Below are 13,590 nucleotides of genomic sequence, written 5' to 3'. Positions count from 1 at the left end.
ACAACGGATGATCGCAACGCTCCTGGCCCTGCAGGCCACGGTCACCGAGGCTTTGCCGGCTGACGTCAGCAATGCCGCGACCCAGACCCTTGCCCAGGCCACCACCGGCGGCGGCATCAACTACCTCGAACTGATGGCCAAGGCCAGCCTGCCGGTGAAGATCATCGTGCTGGCGCTGCTGGTCGGCTCGTTCGTCAGCTGGGTGATCATTTTCCGCAAGGCCCGCATCTTCAAGCAGGCCACCCGCGAAGCCGATGAGTTCGAGAACCGCTTCTGGTCCGGTGCCGACCTGGGCAAGCTGTACAGCTCGGCCACCGACCGCAGCCGCAATGTCGGCGGGCTGGAAGCGATCTTCGAAGCCGGTTTCCGCGAGTACACCCGCCTGCGCGACAAGCGCCGGTTGGATGGCCGTGCCCAGCTGGAAGGTGCCCAGCGCGCGATGCGCACCACCTATACCCGCGAAGTCGACCAGCTCGAGCGCAACCTGGAACTGCTGGCCAACATCGGCTCCACTGCCCCGTATGTGGGCCTGGTCGGCACCGTGTTCGGCATCATGGTGACCATGCACGACATGATCAGCAGCGGTGCCCAGGCCGGTATCGCCGCCGTCGCCCCGGGCATCTCCGAGGCGCTGTTCGCCACCGCCATCGGCCTGTTCGTGGCGATTCCGGCAGTGTGGGCCTACAACCGCTTCACCACCCGCGTGGAGCGCATGTCGGTGCGTTTCGAGACCTTCGCCGACGAGTTCAGCTCGATCCTGCAGCGCCAGAGCGCTGGCGACGAGTAAGCGCCAGACCCGGGAGTCCAAGCCATGTCCGCTGCCATCGGTCGCCGCAAGCGCCGCAAGCTGAAATCGGAAATCAACGTCGTTCCCTATATCGACGTCATGCTGGTGCTGTTGATCATCTTCATGGTCACCGCGCCCATGCTCACCCTGACTTTCGACGTCGACCTGCCCAATTCCAACGCCAAGGCGCTGGAAAGCAAGCAGGATCCGTTGATCGTCTCGGTGCGCCAGGACGGCCAGCTCAGCCTCAAGCTGCCCGACGCCAAGGAGCCCACCGCAGTCACCGCCGAGGAACTGCAGGGCCACCTGTCCGGCATCGCCGCGCAGGACAAGGACGTGCGCGTGATCGTCGCCGCCGACCGTGCCGTGGCCTATGAAAAGGTCATCGATGCGATGGACGTGATCAAGCGTGCCCACGTCGACAAGGTGAGCCTGGCCACCGATGCACGCTGACGCCCTGCCGCCGCCGCATACGGAGGAACCGGGCTGGGGCCTGCCCCTGGTGCTGGCCGTGCTGGTGCACCTGCTGGTGGCGCTGATCTTCATCGGCGCCTGGCTGTGGTCGCCCCAGCGCAATACCGATGCCGCCGCAGGCGATCCCTCGGTGGAGGCCAGCCTGGCGCTGTCCGCCTCCGAGGCGGCTGCCGCGCGCCAGGCCCTGCGCCAGTCGGAGAAGCTGGAAGACCTGCCGCCGCCGGTGGCCGAGCCGATCCCGGTGCCGGAAGACACCATCCCGCCGCCGCAGCCGATTGAAGAGCCGCGCCCGCAGGACGCGCCGACGCCGCAGCAGCAACAGGCGCAGGAGCGCGTGGCGCAGCCCGACACCAAGGACCAGGATGCGGTCAGCGCGTTGGCGATCTCGCAGGAAAAGGCCAAGCAGGAGCAGGAAGCCAAGCGCCGCCAGGAGCAGATCGACCTGACCGAGCGCAAGCGCCAGGAAGAGGCCGAGCAGAAGCTGCGCCTGGCCAAGCAGCAGGAAGCGGACGCCAAGAAGAAGCAGGCCGAGCAGGAGCGTCTGGCGGCCGACAAGGCCGAGGCCGAGAAGCAGAAGAAGATCGCCGACATCCGTGCCCGCCGCGAGCAGGCCGAGAAGGAAGCCAAGCTGGCCGAGCAGAAGCTGCGCCAGGTTGCCGCCGCGCGCAATGCCGCAGGCACGGCCGCTGCCGGTGCCAGCGGCGCCGCACAGCCGGCCGCCGGTGGTGGTGGCAGCAGTGACGACCTGTCTGCCAAGTACGCTGCGGCCATCCAGGCCAAGGTGCGCGATACCTGGACACGTCCGGACAGCGTACCGCTGGGGCAGAAGTGCCAGGTCACCATCACCCAGATTCCGGGCGGGCAGGTGCTGCAGGCCAAGGTGAGTTCCAACTGCGCCTATGATGAAGCGGGCAGGCGCTCGATCGAAGCGGCCGTTCTCAACGCCCAGCCGTTGCCATACCGGGGCTTCGAGAAGGTGTTCAACCGCACGCTCAACCTGACCTTCACTGCTCAGGACTGACGGAACAGAATGACCAACGCCCGCCCCCCGCGCTGTGGAGGACCCGCGACGAAAGGAGCCCTGCGTCTGTGTGCGTTCGCGCTGTCGTTGCCGATGGCGCTGTCGTTATCGGCAGCAGAGCACGCAGGCTCGCCCCGCAATGATCATCTGGCATTGCAGAAGGCCTACGCCGACGCTGTTCGCGCGCGGATTGTGGAGCATTGGCTTCGTCCAGCTTCGGTGCTGCCGGGCCAACGGTGCTCCGCGCGCGTCCTGCAGTTGCCCACCGGCACCGTCATCTCCGTAGAGACGCAGTCCGACTGCCAGTTCGATGCCGTGGGGCGGTCGTCTCTGGAGGATGCCGTCCGCAGGGCGCAGCCATTGCCCATCGAGGGATTCCAGTCTGTCTACGTGCGACATCTACAGCTGACCTTTGTCGCGGAGTAGTAGAGATCCTGCGTTTTCGTTAAAGGCGCGTGATTGTCTTGCCCCAAGTGACTCTCCTTTCACGTACCCTTGGTTCATGATTGCGAAGCGGTTCACTCCCGTTTTGCTATCCCTCGTTCCGGTTTCCCTTTTTTGAGCTCTCCATGAAGAAGATGCCTCGCTGGCTTGCCGTGTTTGCGGCTCTGTTGCTGCCCTTTGCTGCCGTCGCGCAGCAGAAGGGGCTGGATATCGACATCATCGGCGGCAATGCCTCCGCCCTCCCGATCACCATCGTGCCGATGCCCTACCAGGGTTCGGCGGCCGCTCCGCAGACCGACGTCGCCGGTGTGGTCCGTGCCGATCTCGAGCGTTCGGGCCAGTTCCGCACGCTGCCCGAAGCGCAGATCGTCGAAAAGCCGATCCGTGGCGGTGACATCCAGTTCGCCACCTGGCGCGCGCTGAAGCAGAACTACATCGTCGTCGGCCGGGTCATGGATGCCGGCGCCGGCGCCTACCGCGTCGAGTACGAACTGTTCGACGTGCCCAAGGGCGAGCGCCTGCTGGGCCTGGCGATGACCGCGCGCGGCAACGCCATGCGCGACGTCGCCCACCAGATGGCCGACGCCATCTACGAAAAGATCACCGGTGTCCGTGGCGCCTTCTGGACCCGCATCGCCTACGTGACCGCCAGCGGCAAGGGCGACGCCATGCGCTATGCGCTGATGGTCGCCGATTCGGACGGCTTCAACCCGCAGACCATCGTGCGTTCGGCCGAGCCGCTGCTGTCGCCGTCGTGGAGCCCGGATGGCAACAAACTGGCCTACGTCAGCTTCGAGCGTGGCAACTCGGCCATCTACATCCAGAACATCTCCACCGGCGCCCGTGAACTGGTCACCAGCTTCCGCGGCATCAACAGCGCCCCGGCCTTCTCGCCGGACGGCCGCAAGCTGGCCCTGACCCTGTCGCGTTCGGGCAACCCGGAAATCTACGTGATGGACCTGGGCAGCAAGCAGCTGACCCAGCTGACCAACCACTTCGCCATCGACACCGAGCCGACCTGGGCCCCGGACGGCAGCGCGGTGTACTTCACCTCTGATCGCGGCGGCCGTCCGCAGGTCTACAAGGTCGGCGCAGGTGGTGGCAGCGCCGAGCGCGTGACCTTCCAGGGCAACTACAACGCCAAGCCGTCGGTGTCCTACGACGGCAAGAAGATCGCTGTCGCCCAGGGTTCGGGCAACAGCTACAAGATCGCGCTGATGGACAGCTCGCTGGGCTCGCCGCGCTGGAGCACGCTGTCGCCGGGTTCGCTGGACGAATCGCCGAGCTTCGCGCCCAACGCGAGCATGGTGCTGTATGCCGCCCGTGAGGGTGGTCGTGGTGTGCTGTACGCCGTCTCGGCCGACGCGCGCGTGCGCCAGCGCCTGGTCCTGGCAGACGGTGATGTGCGCGAGCCGGCATGGTCCCCATACCGTACCCAGCGCTAAAAGAGTGTTAATATTTTCTCTGTATTGAACCCCTCATCGGCTTAGGAGCCACAAAGGTATCGCCATGAACAAGTCCACCCGCGTTCTGCTTGTTTCCCTGCTGTCCGTGGCCGTCCTGGCCGGTTGCTCGAAGAAGGTCAAGGAAGAAGCCCCGGCTCCGGTCGATACCGGCACCTCGACCACCACCCCGACCGGTCCGTCCACCTCCGGCCTGTACGGCCCGGGCGATCTGGACACCGATGCCTGCCTGCGTCAGCGCGTTGTCTACTTCGACCTGGACAAGGAAGAAGTGAAGCCGGAATTCCAGGCCATCATGGCTTGCCACGCCAAGTACCTGCGTGACCGTCCGTCTTCGCGCATCACCCTGCAGGGCCACACCGACGAGCGCGGTTCGCGCGCGTACAACCAGGCTCTGGGCGAGCGTCGTGGCAACGGCGTCAACTCGGCGCTGCAGGCCAACGGTGGCTCGGCTTCGCAGCTGACCGTCGTGTCCTACGGTGAAGAGCGTCCGGTCTGCACCGAGTCGAACGAGTCCTGCTGGTCGCAGAACCGTCGCGTCGAAATCGTCTACACCGCGCAGTAATCCATGCGCCTTGGCATCAAACTGATGCTGGTCGTTGCGGCAGCCCTCGTGGCTGCCGCACCGGCGCATGCACAACGTCAGAGTCTGGCCGACCGTGTCGGTTCGCTCGAGCAGCAGATGTACAACAACAGTGCCAACCAGGACCTGTTGAACCAGATCAACCAGCTGCGGCAGCAGGTCACCAGCCTGCAGGCCTCGATCGAGCAACTCCAGCACGACAACGCCCAGCTCAAGCAGTCCGCCCAGGACCAGTACCTGGATCTGGACAGCCGCCTGAACCGGTTGGAAGGGGGCTCTGCCGCCCCGGCCCTGCCTGCTGTTCCGGCGAGCGCACCGAAGGCTCCTGCAGCCCCGGCAAAACCCGCAGCGGCGGCCACTTCCGAGCGGCCGCCTTCCGTCCATGGTGACCCGGGCAGCCTGGCCGTCACCGGTGACGAGCGTACGTCCTACAACGTGGCTTTCGATGCGTTGAAGGCAGGCAAGTACGATGATTCGGCGCAGCTGTTCCTGAGCTTCCTGGAGCTCTACCCGAACGGTGTCTACGCCCCCAATGCGCTGTACTGGCTGGGCGAGAGCTACTACGCTACCCGCAATTTCCCGATGGCCGAGTCCCAGTTCCGCGAACTGCTCTCGCGCTATCCCACCCACGACAAGGCCGCAGGTGGCCTGCTCAAGGTCGGCCTCTCGCAGTATGGCGAGGGCAAGGTCGACCAGGCCCAGCAGACGCTGGAGACCGTCGTGGCGCAATACCCGGGCTCGGATGCCGCGCGTACCGCGCAGGACCGCCTGCAATCGATCCGCCTCGGCAATCAGATCCGCTGATCCGCTGACCGGGCGTACAATACGCACCCTGGCGCCGGGCTGACTCCCGGCAGCCTCCTGTAGAGCCGAGCCCATGCTCGGCTGCTTTCGTTTCCGGCGCCGATACATCCGTCGCCCGTCCCATGAAGAATTGTTTGCCATGACCGCCGTTTCCCCGTCCGCCGCCGTCGCCACGCCCAGCGAAATCGTGCAGTCGCCACTGCCGCGCCTGAAGATCACCGAGATCTTCACCTCGCTGCAGGGCGAAGCCGATACCGCTGGTTGGCCGACCGTGTTCGTGCGCCTGACCGGCTGCCCGCTGCGCTGCCAGTACTGCGACACCGCGTACGCCTTCCACGGCGGCACCTGGTGGGACATCGATGACATCGTCGCCGAGGTGCTGGCGCAGGGCGTGCGTCACGTCTGTGTGACCGGCGGCGAGCCGCTGGCACAGAAGCGCTGCTTGGTGCTGCTGCAGAAGCTGTGTGATGCCGGCCTGGATGTGTCGCTGGAAACCTCAGGTGCGCTGGACGTCGGCGCGGTCGATCCGCGCGTGTCGCGTGTGGTCGACATCAAGACCCCCGGCTCGGCCGAGGTCGCCCGCAACCGGCTGGAGAACCTGCCGCTGCTGACCACGCGCGACCAGATCAAGTTCGTGATCTGCAACCGCGAAGACTACGACTGGGCCAAGGCCATGGTCGCCGAACACGAACTGGTACAGCGCACGATGGTGTTCTTCTCGCCCAGCAAGGGCGAGATCACTGCCCGCCAGCTGGCGGACTGGATCGTGGAAGACCGGCTGCCGGTGCGCTTCCAGATGCAGTTGCATAAGATTCTCTGGAATGACGAGCCGGGCCGCTGAGCCCGTCCGTTATTCCTTGATGTAGTTCCGGCGCGGGACAGCGTGCTGGCTTTTCCCCCAAACCGGATGATTTACCCATGAAGAAGGCAGTCGTGCTTCTCTCCGGCGGCATGGATTCAGCCGCCGTCATCGCCATGGCCCAGGAACAGGGCTTCGCCGTGCATGCGCTGAGCGTGCGTTACGGCCAGCGCCATACCTCCGAGCTGGATGCCGCCGCGCGCGTGGCCAAGGCCCAGGGCGTGATCGTGCACAAGACCGTGGACGTGGACCTGCGCAGCATCGGCGGCTCGGCGCTTACCGATGACATCGATGTGCCCGAGGCGGGCGGCGAGGGCATCCCGGTCACCTACGTGCCGGCGCGCAACACCATCATGCTGTCGTTGGCCTTGGGCTGGGCCGAAGTGCTCGGTGCCAACGACATCTTCTGCGGCGTCAACGCCGTGGACTACTCCGGTTACCCGGATTGCCGTCCCGAGTTCATCGCCGCCTTCCAGACGCTGGCCAACCTGGCGACCAAGTCGGGCGTGGAAGGCGCGGGCATCACCGTGCATGCGCCGCTGCAGTTCCTCAGCAAGGGCCAGATCGTCAGCGAAGGCGTGCGCCTGGGCGTCGACTTCGGCCTGACCGTGTCCTGCTACAACGCCGATGCCAGCGGCGCGGCCTGTGGCCATTGCGACGCCTGCCGCCTGCGCGCGCAGGGCTTCACCGACGCCGGCGTGGCCGACCCGACGCTGTACGCCTGAGGTAATGGGGGCTGATGCCCCAATGGTAGGTGCCAACCTTGGTTGGCACTGTGCGCCGGGCACTGTCCGGCGCTACCGCTGCTGCAACCACCCCGACGCCTCGATAAACGCCCGCACCGTGGCCGGATCTGTGTAATCCAGCTCGATCATCCGTGCGATCGCCGCCTGCTCATCCGGCTGCTGGCGCATGTACTCCTGCGCGATGCGGTAACCGGCGTAGTAGCCCACATCACTCACCCCGAACGGATTGCGTGCGCTGTTGTACAGCCAGTTGTCCAGATCATTGCCGTCCATCTCCACGATGAAGCGAGCGCGGATGTCGGATTCATGCAACGGCCCGTAGGTGTACAGCGGCAGCGCCGGTCGGCGACCGCTGATCCGTTCGGCGATGTACTCGGCCACGCCTTCGCGCACCGCGTACTGCGCAAGCGAGCCGGTGGTCTCGCGCTGCTGGGTGTGCACGTACTCGTGCAGGTTGTTCTGCGCGTTGTTCGCGCCGGGAGTGCTGTCGTAGAAGACCCGAAGGCGGCTGCGCAACGGCTCCGGCAGTTCACTGACATCCACGCTTGCATCGCCGAGTGCCATCTCCGCGCCTATCAGCACCTGGTTGCCCAGCGTGGTGCCACCTGTGCGCAGCACGCCCACGGCATAGGTGATGCTGGCCGGGCGCAGGGCGGGGTAGAGCCTGCGGAACGCCGCCAGATCCCGCTCAAGCATGGCGCTGGCCTGCTGGGCGTTGGCGGTCAGCGGCCGCACCGAGGCCCAGAAGCGCGGCCAGGCGAGCATTGCGTCGGCGTACTCGACGGCGGTGTAGTTGCGCACCTTCATCAGTGCATGCAGGCCGGCACTACCCGGCTCGATGTAGTGCTGCCGGACCAGGGCCACCCGCTGCGCGCCATCGGGCTCGGCAAGCACCGCATCGTAGGTACTCCAGAATCGGGCGATGTCATCTGTCTGTACCGATGGGGTCGCAGCAGTGGTGATGGCGCAGTGCAGCAGCAGGCAGGCGTACAGACAGAAGGACAGGCGCATCCGTGGCTCCGAAGGAAGAAGGATCGTGGATGAGATGCGTCCGGTGCATGGAACGGTTTAACTGCAGGCCGATACTGCAATGATTTCTCTCTGCCGCGCAAAGTAGGGTAGAATGCCCACCCCGCCGATAGGCAGGGATGTTGCATGGGCCGTTAGCTCAGTCGGTAGAGCAGAAGACTTTTAATCTTTTGGTCGATGGTTCGAATCCATCACGGCCCACCATCGTAGACAGCGCCGGCATCATCTGCTGCGCAAGCCAGAAAGCGCCGAGAGGCGCTTTTTTGTTGCCCGCGTGCGGCCACGGTCGGCCACGCCCGCGACGCTGGCGCAGGAAATCTTCCAGCAACACCGAATAATTACCTTTAAGGTAATTAATTAGGGAATATTAAGTAATGAATCGTGCGACTCTGGCCGGTCAGAATCAACCGGCCAGGTCTTTTTCAACCGTAGTGCGCGCGTAGAAGCCCGGCGTCGTGGAAGGAAATCCCCTCGCGGATGCACTCCTCGGCGCGTTCCATGTCCTTGTGCAGCTGGATCAGGGCATCGTCGGCGAGCTGGTCGATGTCCACCACTCCGCAACAGGCCTGGTCGATCACATGCTGCATCGGCTCCCCCCAGCGCCGCCGTACGTTGCGGATCATGCGGCAATGCCACTCGCGCATGATGGCGTCCATCCGCCGTTCCCCCGGGGCTGCATGCGCCTCACCGGCCACCACCCGCAAGGCCGGCACCGGGCTGCGACCGCCGCGCAGTTCCTGGGTCCTAGCGGCCAACCGCTGTGCGAGCTCCTCGAGTCGCGTGTGAGTCATCCTTCGCCTCCCTGATCCGTTTTGCCAGAAGCTTCGTCAGGTCGAGCACATTGTCCGGCGCCGAAGGCTGACCGAACGCGTCCACGACCATGAATGCGGTCTCCAGCAGCACAGGATCGTAGATCCATTCCGGTGGATCGCCGACCAGCTCCAGGTAGTGCGAAAGCACCTTGACCGCAGCGCTCATCTTCTCGAAATCCAGTCCCGTAGGTTGAGACTGAAGCGACACATCAACGTCCTGATCGGCACGATCAAGCGTGCCGTGCGGGAGCTGCATTGCCGACTCGAGATCGCGGGCCAGGCGATGGCCGATGCTCTTCGGGTTGCTCTCCGAAATCCACTGGCTGACCTGGGGCTGCGCCCAGCGGGTGCCGCCGAACAGGCGGGCCCATTCGGCCGGGCCGCCGGCAGCGGCAACGCGGAGGCGCATGTTGAGGGTGCGGGCGGTACTGGCGTCCATGTGTAGATGGTGCTCTGCATTACCAATCCAGCAAATGACCAAAACGGTATTGACTATCCATTACCTTGACGGTAATGTGTGGACCATGAACCTCATCGACTACGCCATCTCCCAAGGGGGCTACGGCACCCCCAGTTGCCCCGTGATGCGCCGTCTGGCCCACCAGACCGGCTGTGCGCTGCGGACCCTCTACATGATCGCCCGCGGCCACAAGTTGCCCGGTGCCCGTCTGTGCCGACGCATCGAGCTGGCCACGGCCGGCGCGGTCCGCCGCGAATTCCTGCGCCCGGATGTGTTCGCGCCGGGTCCGTCGTCCATCCAAGGAGAAGCCCACCATGCAGCTTGATACGTTCGGCGAATACGTCCGCAGCCGTCTGGAGCACTGGGGCGGTGAGTACGCCCTGCATCGCGACTGCGAATACCTGGGCTTCCAATCACGCAACCTGCTGGCTGTCCTGATCGAGCATCGCGGCGACATGCCTGGCCGTGCGCAGGGGTACAAGCCACTGGAGACGGATCTGCTGGCGCAGCAGATTGAAGACATCATCACCGCAGTTGCCCGTGACAACGTGGCGATGGCCTGCGCACTGCGTGGCTACTACTGCGGTCGCGGCCGTCGCAAGGTCGAGCGCTTCGAGACCGCCAATCTGCTGCTCGCCAACTGCGGGCAGCGACCGGTCTCCAACCGGCATTACCTGAATCTGGTCGAGCTGGGCTTCCAGCGCGTGCGCGGCTGGATGGAAGGCATCGCCCAGGCCGCATGAGCGGTGGGCTCAACTTTCGCCCGTCTCCCGACCGGATGAACCCTCGCGCCCAGCCGGCAGCGAGACGGGCACCTCTCCCGGCCACCTCCGTACGTCGTGGCCAGCATCGAATCCTGGACTTTCCATGAAAGAAGAAATCTTCAGCGCAGTGGGCGCAGCGGCGGCCAAATCGGCTCCGCCGGTAACCGTTGCCGGTGCACTTGCCGCCGGCATAACCCTGGACCGCCTGGTGGTGGTCCTGACCATCATCTATCTCGCCGCCCAGATCGCTTACCTGTGCTGGCGCTGGTTGCGCGAGTGGCGGCGGAAGGGACGCGAATGAGCAGGCCGGCCACAGCGTTGCCTGTACGCCGTCTGGTTGCCGCGCTGGTCCTCAGTGCCGCAGGCCTGATCGCCATTGTCGAGCATGAGGGCTATACCGACGCGGCGGTGGTGCCGACCCGCAATGATCGGCCGACCTATGGTTTTGGCTCGACCCGACGCGAGGATGGCACGCCGGTGCGGCTCGGAGACCGGACTACACCGGTCCGTGCGCTGCGTACCGTGGAAGCACATCTGGCGCGCGAGGAATCGCAGTTCCGCGCATCGTTGCCGGGCGTCGCGCTGACCCAGGGTGAGTACGACACCTATGTCGACTTCCTCTACCAGTATGGGATCGGCAACTGGAATGGATCGTCCATGCGCGGGCACCTCCTGCGAGGTGAATACCGCCAGGCATGCGATGCGCTGCTGCTGTGGAAGCGGGCAGGGGGCTACGACTGCTCGACCCGGGTCAACGGACAGCCCAATACGGTGTGTTGGGGCGTATGGCAACGGCAGCAACAGCGTCATGCCCGCTGCCTGGCGGAGCAGTGAGGGATGCCACGCACATTGATCGCGATAGCGCTGCTGGTGCTGTGGTCGTCGGTGATGTTCGCGGCTGGCTGGGGCTGGCGTGGCGATCGCAGCGATGCCGCAAAGGCAGAGGTTGCGTCGCTGCAGCACGCCGAGGCAATGCAGGCCGAGCGCGCAGCACGCGAACGACAGGCGGTACAGACCGGGGCGATGGCCTCGCTGGGAGTACGACATGAACAAGATCGCGAACGTGCGGCCGAAGTGGAAGACGAGGTGGTCGCTGGCCTGCGTGCTGGCAGTCTCCGGTTGCGCAACGACCTCGCCGCCTGCCATACCGGTCGCCTGTCCGACGCCACCGCCAGCGCCCGCGAACGTGATGCGGGCGCCCAACTACGAGCAGAGGTTGCGGCAGCGCTTGTTCGAATCGGACGCGACGCCGACGACCAGCTCAGGAGCTGCCAGGCGGTGATCGCGTTGGACCGGCGTTGAAGGCGTGCGGGTCGGGGTGGGGTCAGACCTTCGGTAACCCATGACGAGCGTTCAGCAGCGGATCTTCGCAATCGGGGTCGAGATGAAGTCTGCCGTGCGATCAGCGTGGCGTTATGCTCAGCGTCTTTCCCAGGATGGGCCGCCCCATGCGTTTGATCGTGCTGTCGCTGTTGTTGTCCGCGGTCTCCGCCGCGCCGCTGATGGCCGCCGAGTCTGCGGCTGAGCCGGCGGTCGCTTCGCCGCTGGCCATCGGCGAAACCTTCACCATCGAATCCAAGGCGCTGGGCGAAACCCGCCGCATCAACGTGTACCGCCCAAAGCCATGGGGCCTGGACTCGAAGACGCCGCTGCCGGTGATCTACATGCCGGACGGCGGCATCGGCGAGGACTTCCTGCACGTGGCCGGGTTGGTGCAGGTGCTGACTGGCAATGGCAGCATGCGTCCATTCCTGTTGGTCGGTATCGAGAACACCGAGCGCCGCCGCGACATGACCGGCCCCAGCAACGTGGCGGAGGATCGCAAGATCGCGCCACGTATTGGTGGCTCGGCGGCATATCGCGATTTCCTGCGCGATGAACTGATGCCGCAGGTGCGCCAGCGCTACCCGACCACCGACGAGCGCGCGCTGATCGGCGAATCGCTGGCGGGCCTGTTCGTGGTCGAGACGCTGCTGCAGGAACCGACCTTGTTCAACAGTTACATCGCGCTGGACCCCAGCCTGTGGTGGAACCGCAGCGCTTTGCTGTCTGGCGCAGGCAAGCAGTTGCCGTCAGTTGCCCGCAGTGGCGCACGGCTGTTCCTGGCCAGCAGTGGTCAGCCGGAGCTGGCCGCGTCGAGCGCACGCTTGGCGGCAGTGATGCAGCAGGCATCACCGGCAACGCTGGTGAAGTACCAGCCGCTGCCGGAAGAGACCCACGCGACGATCTATCACCCCGCGGCACTGCAGGCCCTGCGGACGCTGTTCCCGGCACCGCCGCCGGCTTCGCCCTGAGAGTGGCTTGGCGTACGGCAACGCGGCGTGTGAGGATGCGGTAGCGGCGCCACCTGCGTGCGCCGCCCGCAACGGGAGAGCGAACGGATGCAGCGTGTGCGTGGATGGAGTGTGGCGGTCTGCCTGGCCGTAAGTGGTTGTGCGATGTCGGTGGCGCCGCCGGCCGCGCAGGGTGAAGCGAAGGAGAGCGCGGCCACCGCTGTGCAGGGCGTGGTGCTGCCGGATACCGAAGCGCTGCGCGTGCACGATCCTGTTGGTCGTGATTATCCGATATGGGTGGCGCTTCCGGCCGACTATGCCGCGCATCCTGAAAAGCGCTATCCGGTGCTGTACGTGACCGATGCGCTGTACAGCTTCCCGTTGGTGCGCAGCGTGCGCAACCTGGTAGGGCAGCAGGGCGTCAACATCGAGGATTTCATCCTGGTCGGGTTGCCGCCGCAGGAAGGCCTGACGTCCAAGCAGAGCCGCTCGCGCGATTACACGCCCAGCAACCCGGTGCGCACGCCAGCCGGCTACTACAGCGATGACGTCACCTACGGTGGCGCGGCCCATTACCGCGGCTTCCTGGCAGACCACGCGCTGCCGATGATCGATGCGCGCTACCGTACCGATCCGGCCCGGCGCGTGTTCGCGGGGCATTCCTATGGCGCGCTGTTTGGCGCTTACGTACTGACGACCCAGCCGGACATGTTCAGCACCTACATCCTGTCCAGCCCGTCGCTGTGGTTCGACCAGCGTCTGTTGCCGCGCATGCAGGACGCTGCCGTCATCCCGGCGCAGCCGACCCGCGTGCTGTTGTCAGTGGGCAGCTACGAGACGGTCAAGGAAGGGCCGCGCTACTCCACCGGCAACGACATGCTGCAGCAGGCCGCCGACTTCGCCGGCCAGCTGCAGGGCAGCGGTCGCAAGCTGCAGGTGGAGAACATCGTGATTGATGGCGAAGACCATCTCACCGTGTATCCGCGCGTGATCACCCGTGCGCTGCTGCAGGTGCTTCCAGGCGAAGGACCGTATACCGGCGGTTGACGGCCAATCCCATCCACGCATGGC

19 protein-coding genes and 1 tRNA gene are annotated in these 13,590 nt (G+C 65.4%); 17 read left to right on the top strand and 3 right to left on the bottom strand.

Going from position 1 to position 13,590, the window contains the following annotated elements; genetic code table 11:
- Positions 1-7 precede the first annotated feature (7 nt).
- The 9 genes from tolQ (at position 8) to queC (ending at position 7,160) form a co-directional block, all read left to right on the top strand.
- Positions 8-787: a protein TolQ gene (tolQ, locus tag QP457_RS16925; RefSeq protein ID WP_025874672.1), complete on the top strand. Its 780-nt coding sequence runs from the start codon at positions 8-10 to the stop codon at positions 785-787.
- Between the two features lie 24 nt (positions 788-811).
- Complete coding sequence (gene tolR, locus QP457_RS16920) at positions 812-1,240, top strand: protein TolR (protein WP_100553348.1); 429 nt, start codon at positions 812-814, stop codon at positions 1,238-1,240.
- On the top strand, positions 1,230-2,282 hold the full coding sequence (gene tolA / locus QP457_RS16915; protein WP_191078218.1) for a cell envelope integrity protein TolA: 1,053 nt from the start codon (positions 1,230-1,232) through the stop codon (positions 2,280-2,282). The genes tolR and tolA overlap by 11 nt, the downstream gene beginning before the upstream one ends.
- Positions 2,283-2,291: 9 nt before the next feature.
- A complete protein-coding gene (locus tag QP457_RS16910; RefSeq protein ID WP_100553346.1) occupies positions 2,292-2,708 on the top strand; it encodes a TonB C-terminal domain-containing protein in 417 nt (138 codons plus the stop codon).
- A 143-nt stretch (positions 2,709-2,851) separates the two neighbouring features.
- Entirely contained in the window at positions 2,852-4,171 is a 1,320-nt protein-coding gene (gene tolB / locus QP457_RS16905) for a Tol-Pal system beta propeller repeat protein TolB (protein WP_100460130.1), read from the top strand.
- 64 nt (positions 4,172-4,235) lie between these two features.
- A complete protein-coding gene (gene pal / locus QP457_RS16900; RefSeq protein ID WP_089236555.1) occupies positions 4,236-4,754 on the top strand; it encodes a peptidoglycan-associated lipoprotein Pal in 519 nt (172 codons plus the stop codon).
- Positions 4,755-4,757: 3 nt separating this feature from the next.
- A complete protein-coding gene (gene ybgF, locus QP457_RS16895; protein WP_088100990.1) occupies positions 4,758-5,576 on the top strand; it encodes a tol-pal system protein YbgF in 819 nt (272 codons plus the stop codon).
- A gap of 139 nt (positions 5,577-5,715) precedes the next feature.
- A complete protein-coding gene (gene queE / locus QP457_RS16890) occupies positions 5,716-6,417 on the top strand; it encodes a 7-carboxy-7-deazaguanine synthase QueE (protein ID WP_100553344.1) in 702 nt (233 codons plus the stop codon).
- Between the two features lie 77 nt (positions 6,418-6,494).
- Complete coding sequence (gene queC, locus QP457_RS16885) at positions 6,495-7,160, top strand: 7-cyano-7-deazaguanine synthase QueC (protein ID WP_191078216.1); 666 nt, start codon at positions 6,495-6,497, stop codon at positions 7,158-7,160.
- Between the two features lie 72 nt (positions 7,161-7,232).
- On the opposite strand, the gene QP457_RS16880 is transcribed toward queC, so the two are convergent.
- On the bottom strand, positions 7,233-8,192 hold the full coding sequence (locus QP457_RS16880) for a DUF2268 domain-containing putative Zn-dependent protease (protein WP_205406267.1): 960 nt from the start codon (positions 8,190-8,192) through the stop codon (positions 7,233-7,235).
- A 146-nt stretch (positions 8,193-8,338) separates the two neighbouring features.
- On the opposite strand from QP457_RS16880, the gene QP457_RS16875 reads away from it, so the two are divergent.
- Positions 8,339-8,414, top strand: a tRNA-Lys gene (locus tag QP457_RS16875).
- A 218-nt stretch (positions 8,415-8,632) separates the two neighbouring features.
- Here QP457_RS16875 and QP457_RS16870 read toward each other — a convergent pair.
- Both QP457_RS16870 and QP457_RS16865 read right to left on the bottom strand, forming a co-directional pair.
- Complete coding sequence (locus QP457_RS16870; protein ID WP_025874663.1) at positions 8,633-8,866, bottom strand: hypothetical protein; 234 nt, start codon at positions 8,864-8,866, stop codon at positions 8,633-8,635.
- A gap of 88 nt (positions 8,867-8,954) precedes the next feature.
- Positions 8,955-9,461 (bottom strand): hypothetical protein, encoded by a 507-nt coding sequence (locus tag QP457_RS16865; protein WP_205406268.1) that lies wholly within the window; start codon positions 9,459-9,461, stop codon positions 8,955-8,957.
- Between the two features lie 34 nt (positions 9,462-9,495).
- On the opposite strand from QP457_RS16865, the gene QP457_RS16860 reads away from it, so the two are divergent.
- From QP457_RS16860 to QP457_RS16830, 7 genes are all read left to right on the top strand, one after another.
- Positions 9,496-9,807, top strand: coding sequence for a YdaS family helix-turn-helix protein (locus tag QP457_RS16860; protein ID WP_240198419.1), 312 nt, complete (start codon positions 9,496-9,498; stop codon positions 9,805-9,807).
- Entirely contained in the window at positions 9,797-10,225 is a 429-nt protein-coding gene (locus QP457_RS16855) for a hypothetical protein (protein ID WP_100553301.1), read from the top strand. The genes QP457_RS16860 and QP457_RS16855 overlap by 11 nt, the downstream gene beginning before the upstream one ends.
- 124 nt (positions 10,226-10,349) lie before the next feature.
- Positions 10,350-10,547, top strand: coding sequence for a hypothetical protein (locus tag QP457_RS16850; RefSeq protein WP_025874660.1), 198 nt, complete (start codon positions 10,350-10,352; stop codon positions 10,545-10,547).
- Complete coding sequence (locus QP457_RS16845; RefSeq protein WP_180165661.1) at positions 10,544-11,080, top strand: lysozyme; 537 nt, start codon at positions 10,544-10,546, stop codon at positions 11,078-11,080. Before QP457_RS16850 ends, QP457_RS16845 begins: the two co-directional genes overlap by 4 nt.
- Positions 11,081-11,083: 3 nt before the next feature.
- The gene (locus QP457_RS16840) at positions 11,084-11,548 is read left to right on the top strand and encodes a lysis system i-spanin subunit Rz (protein ID WP_205406269.1); all 465 of its coding nucleotides are present in this window, start codon (positions 11,084-11,086) and stop codon (positions 11,546-11,548) included.
- A gap of 146 nt (positions 11,549-11,694) precedes the next feature.
- Complete coding sequence (locus QP457_RS16835) at positions 11,695-12,540, top strand: alpha/beta hydrolase-fold protein (protein ID WP_205406270.1); 846 nt, start codon at positions 11,695-11,697, stop codon at positions 12,538-12,540.
- A gap of 87 nt (positions 12,541-12,627) precedes the next feature.
- Positions 12,628-13,566 (top strand): alpha/beta hydrolase-fold protein, encoded by a 939-nt coding sequence (locus QP457_RS16830; RefSeq protein WP_205406271.1) that lies wholly within the window; start codon positions 12,628-12,630, stop codon positions 13,564-13,566.
- Positions 13,567-13,590: the final 24 nt, after the last annotated feature.

It is taken from the genome of Stenotrophomonas sp. As-7 (assembly GCF_030291015.1).
Lineage (GTDB): Bacteria > Pseudomonadota > Gammaproteobacteria > Xanthomonadales > Xanthomonadaceae > Stenotrophomonas > Stenotrophomonas lactitubi.
The sequence above is the reverse complement of the archived record's forward strand: the minus strand, read 5'-3'. Positions and strand labels throughout refer to the sequence as shown.

Excerpts from the sequence above, each read along its gene's own strand:
- QP457_RS16880 (WP_205406267.1), bottom strand. The coding sequence starts at position 8,192 with ATGCGCCTGTCCTTCTGTCTGTACGCCTGCCTGCTGCTGCACTGCGCC.
- tolQ (WP_025874672.1), top strand. The coding sequence starts at position 8 with ATGATCGCAACGCTCCTGGCCCTGCAGGCCACGGTCACCGAGGCTTTG.
- queC (WP_191078216.1), top strand. The coding sequence starts at position 6,495 with ATGAAGAAGGCAGTCGTGCTTCTCTCCGGCGGCATGGATTCAGCCGCC.
- QP457_RS16850 (WP_025874660.1), top strand. The coding sequence starts at position 10,350 with ATGAAAGAAGAAATCTTCAGCGCAGTGGGCGCAGCGGCGGCCAAATCG.
- tolB (WP_100460130.1), top strand. The coding sequence starts at position 2,852 with ATGAAGAAGATGCCTCGCTGGCTTGCCGTGTTTGCGGCTCTGTTGCTG.
- QP457_RS16855 (WP_100553301.1), top strand. The coding sequence starts at position 9,797 with ATGCAGCTTGATACGTTCGGCGAATACGTCCGCAGCCGTCTGGAGCAC.
- tolR (WP_100553348.1), top strand. The coding sequence starts at position 812 with ATGTCCGCTGCCATCGGTCGCCGCAAGCGCCGCAAGCTGAAATCGGAA.
- QP457_RS16910 (WP_100553346.1), top strand. The coding sequence starts at position 2,292 with ATGACCAACGCCCGCCCCCCGCGCTGTGGAGGACCCGCGACGAAAGGA.
- QP457_RS16860 (WP_240198419.1), top strand. The coding sequence starts at position 9,496 with ATGACCAAAACGGTATTGACTATCCATTACCTTGACGGTAATGTGTGG.
- tolA (WP_191078218.1), top strand. The coding sequence starts at position 1,230 with ATGCACGCTGACGCCCTGCCGCCGCCGCATACGGAGGAACCGGGCTGG.
- QP457_RS16840 (WP_205406269.1), top strand. The coding sequence starts at position 11,084 with ATGCCACGCACATTGATCGCGATAGCGCTGCTGGTGCTGTGGTCGTCG.
- QP457_RS16835 (WP_205406270.1), top strand. The coding sequence starts at position 11,695 with ATGCGTTTGATCGTGCTGTCGCTGTTGTTGTCCGCGGTCTCCGCCGCG.
- QP457_RS16870 (WP_025874663.1), bottom strand. The coding sequence starts at position 8,866 with ATGGACGCCATCATGCGCGAGTGGCATTGCCGCATGATCCGCAACGTA.
- ybgF (WP_088100990.1), top strand. The coding sequence starts at position 4,758 with ATGCGCCTTGGCATCAAACTGATGCTGGTCGTTGCGGCAGCCCTCGTG.
- QP457_RS16865 (WP_205406268.1), bottom strand. The coding sequence starts at position 9,461 with ATGGACGCCAGTACCGCCCGCACCCTCAACATGCGCCTCCGCGTTGCC.
- QP457_RS16845 (WP_180165661.1), top strand. The coding sequence starts at position 10,544 with ATGAGCAGGCCGGCCACAGCGTTGCCTGTACGCCGTCTGGTTGCCGCG.
- queE (WP_100553344.1), top strand. The coding sequence starts at position 5,716 with ATGACCGCCGTTTCCCCGTCCGCCGCCGTCGCCACGCCCAGCGAAATC.
- QP457_RS16830 (WP_205406271.1), top strand. The coding sequence starts at position 12,628 with ATGCAGCGTGTGCGTGGATGGAGTGTGGCGGTCTGCCTGGCCGTAAGT.
- pal (WP_089236555.1), top strand. The coding sequence starts at position 4,236 with ATGAACAAGTCCACCCGCGTTCTGCTTGTTTCCCTGCTGTCCGTGGCC.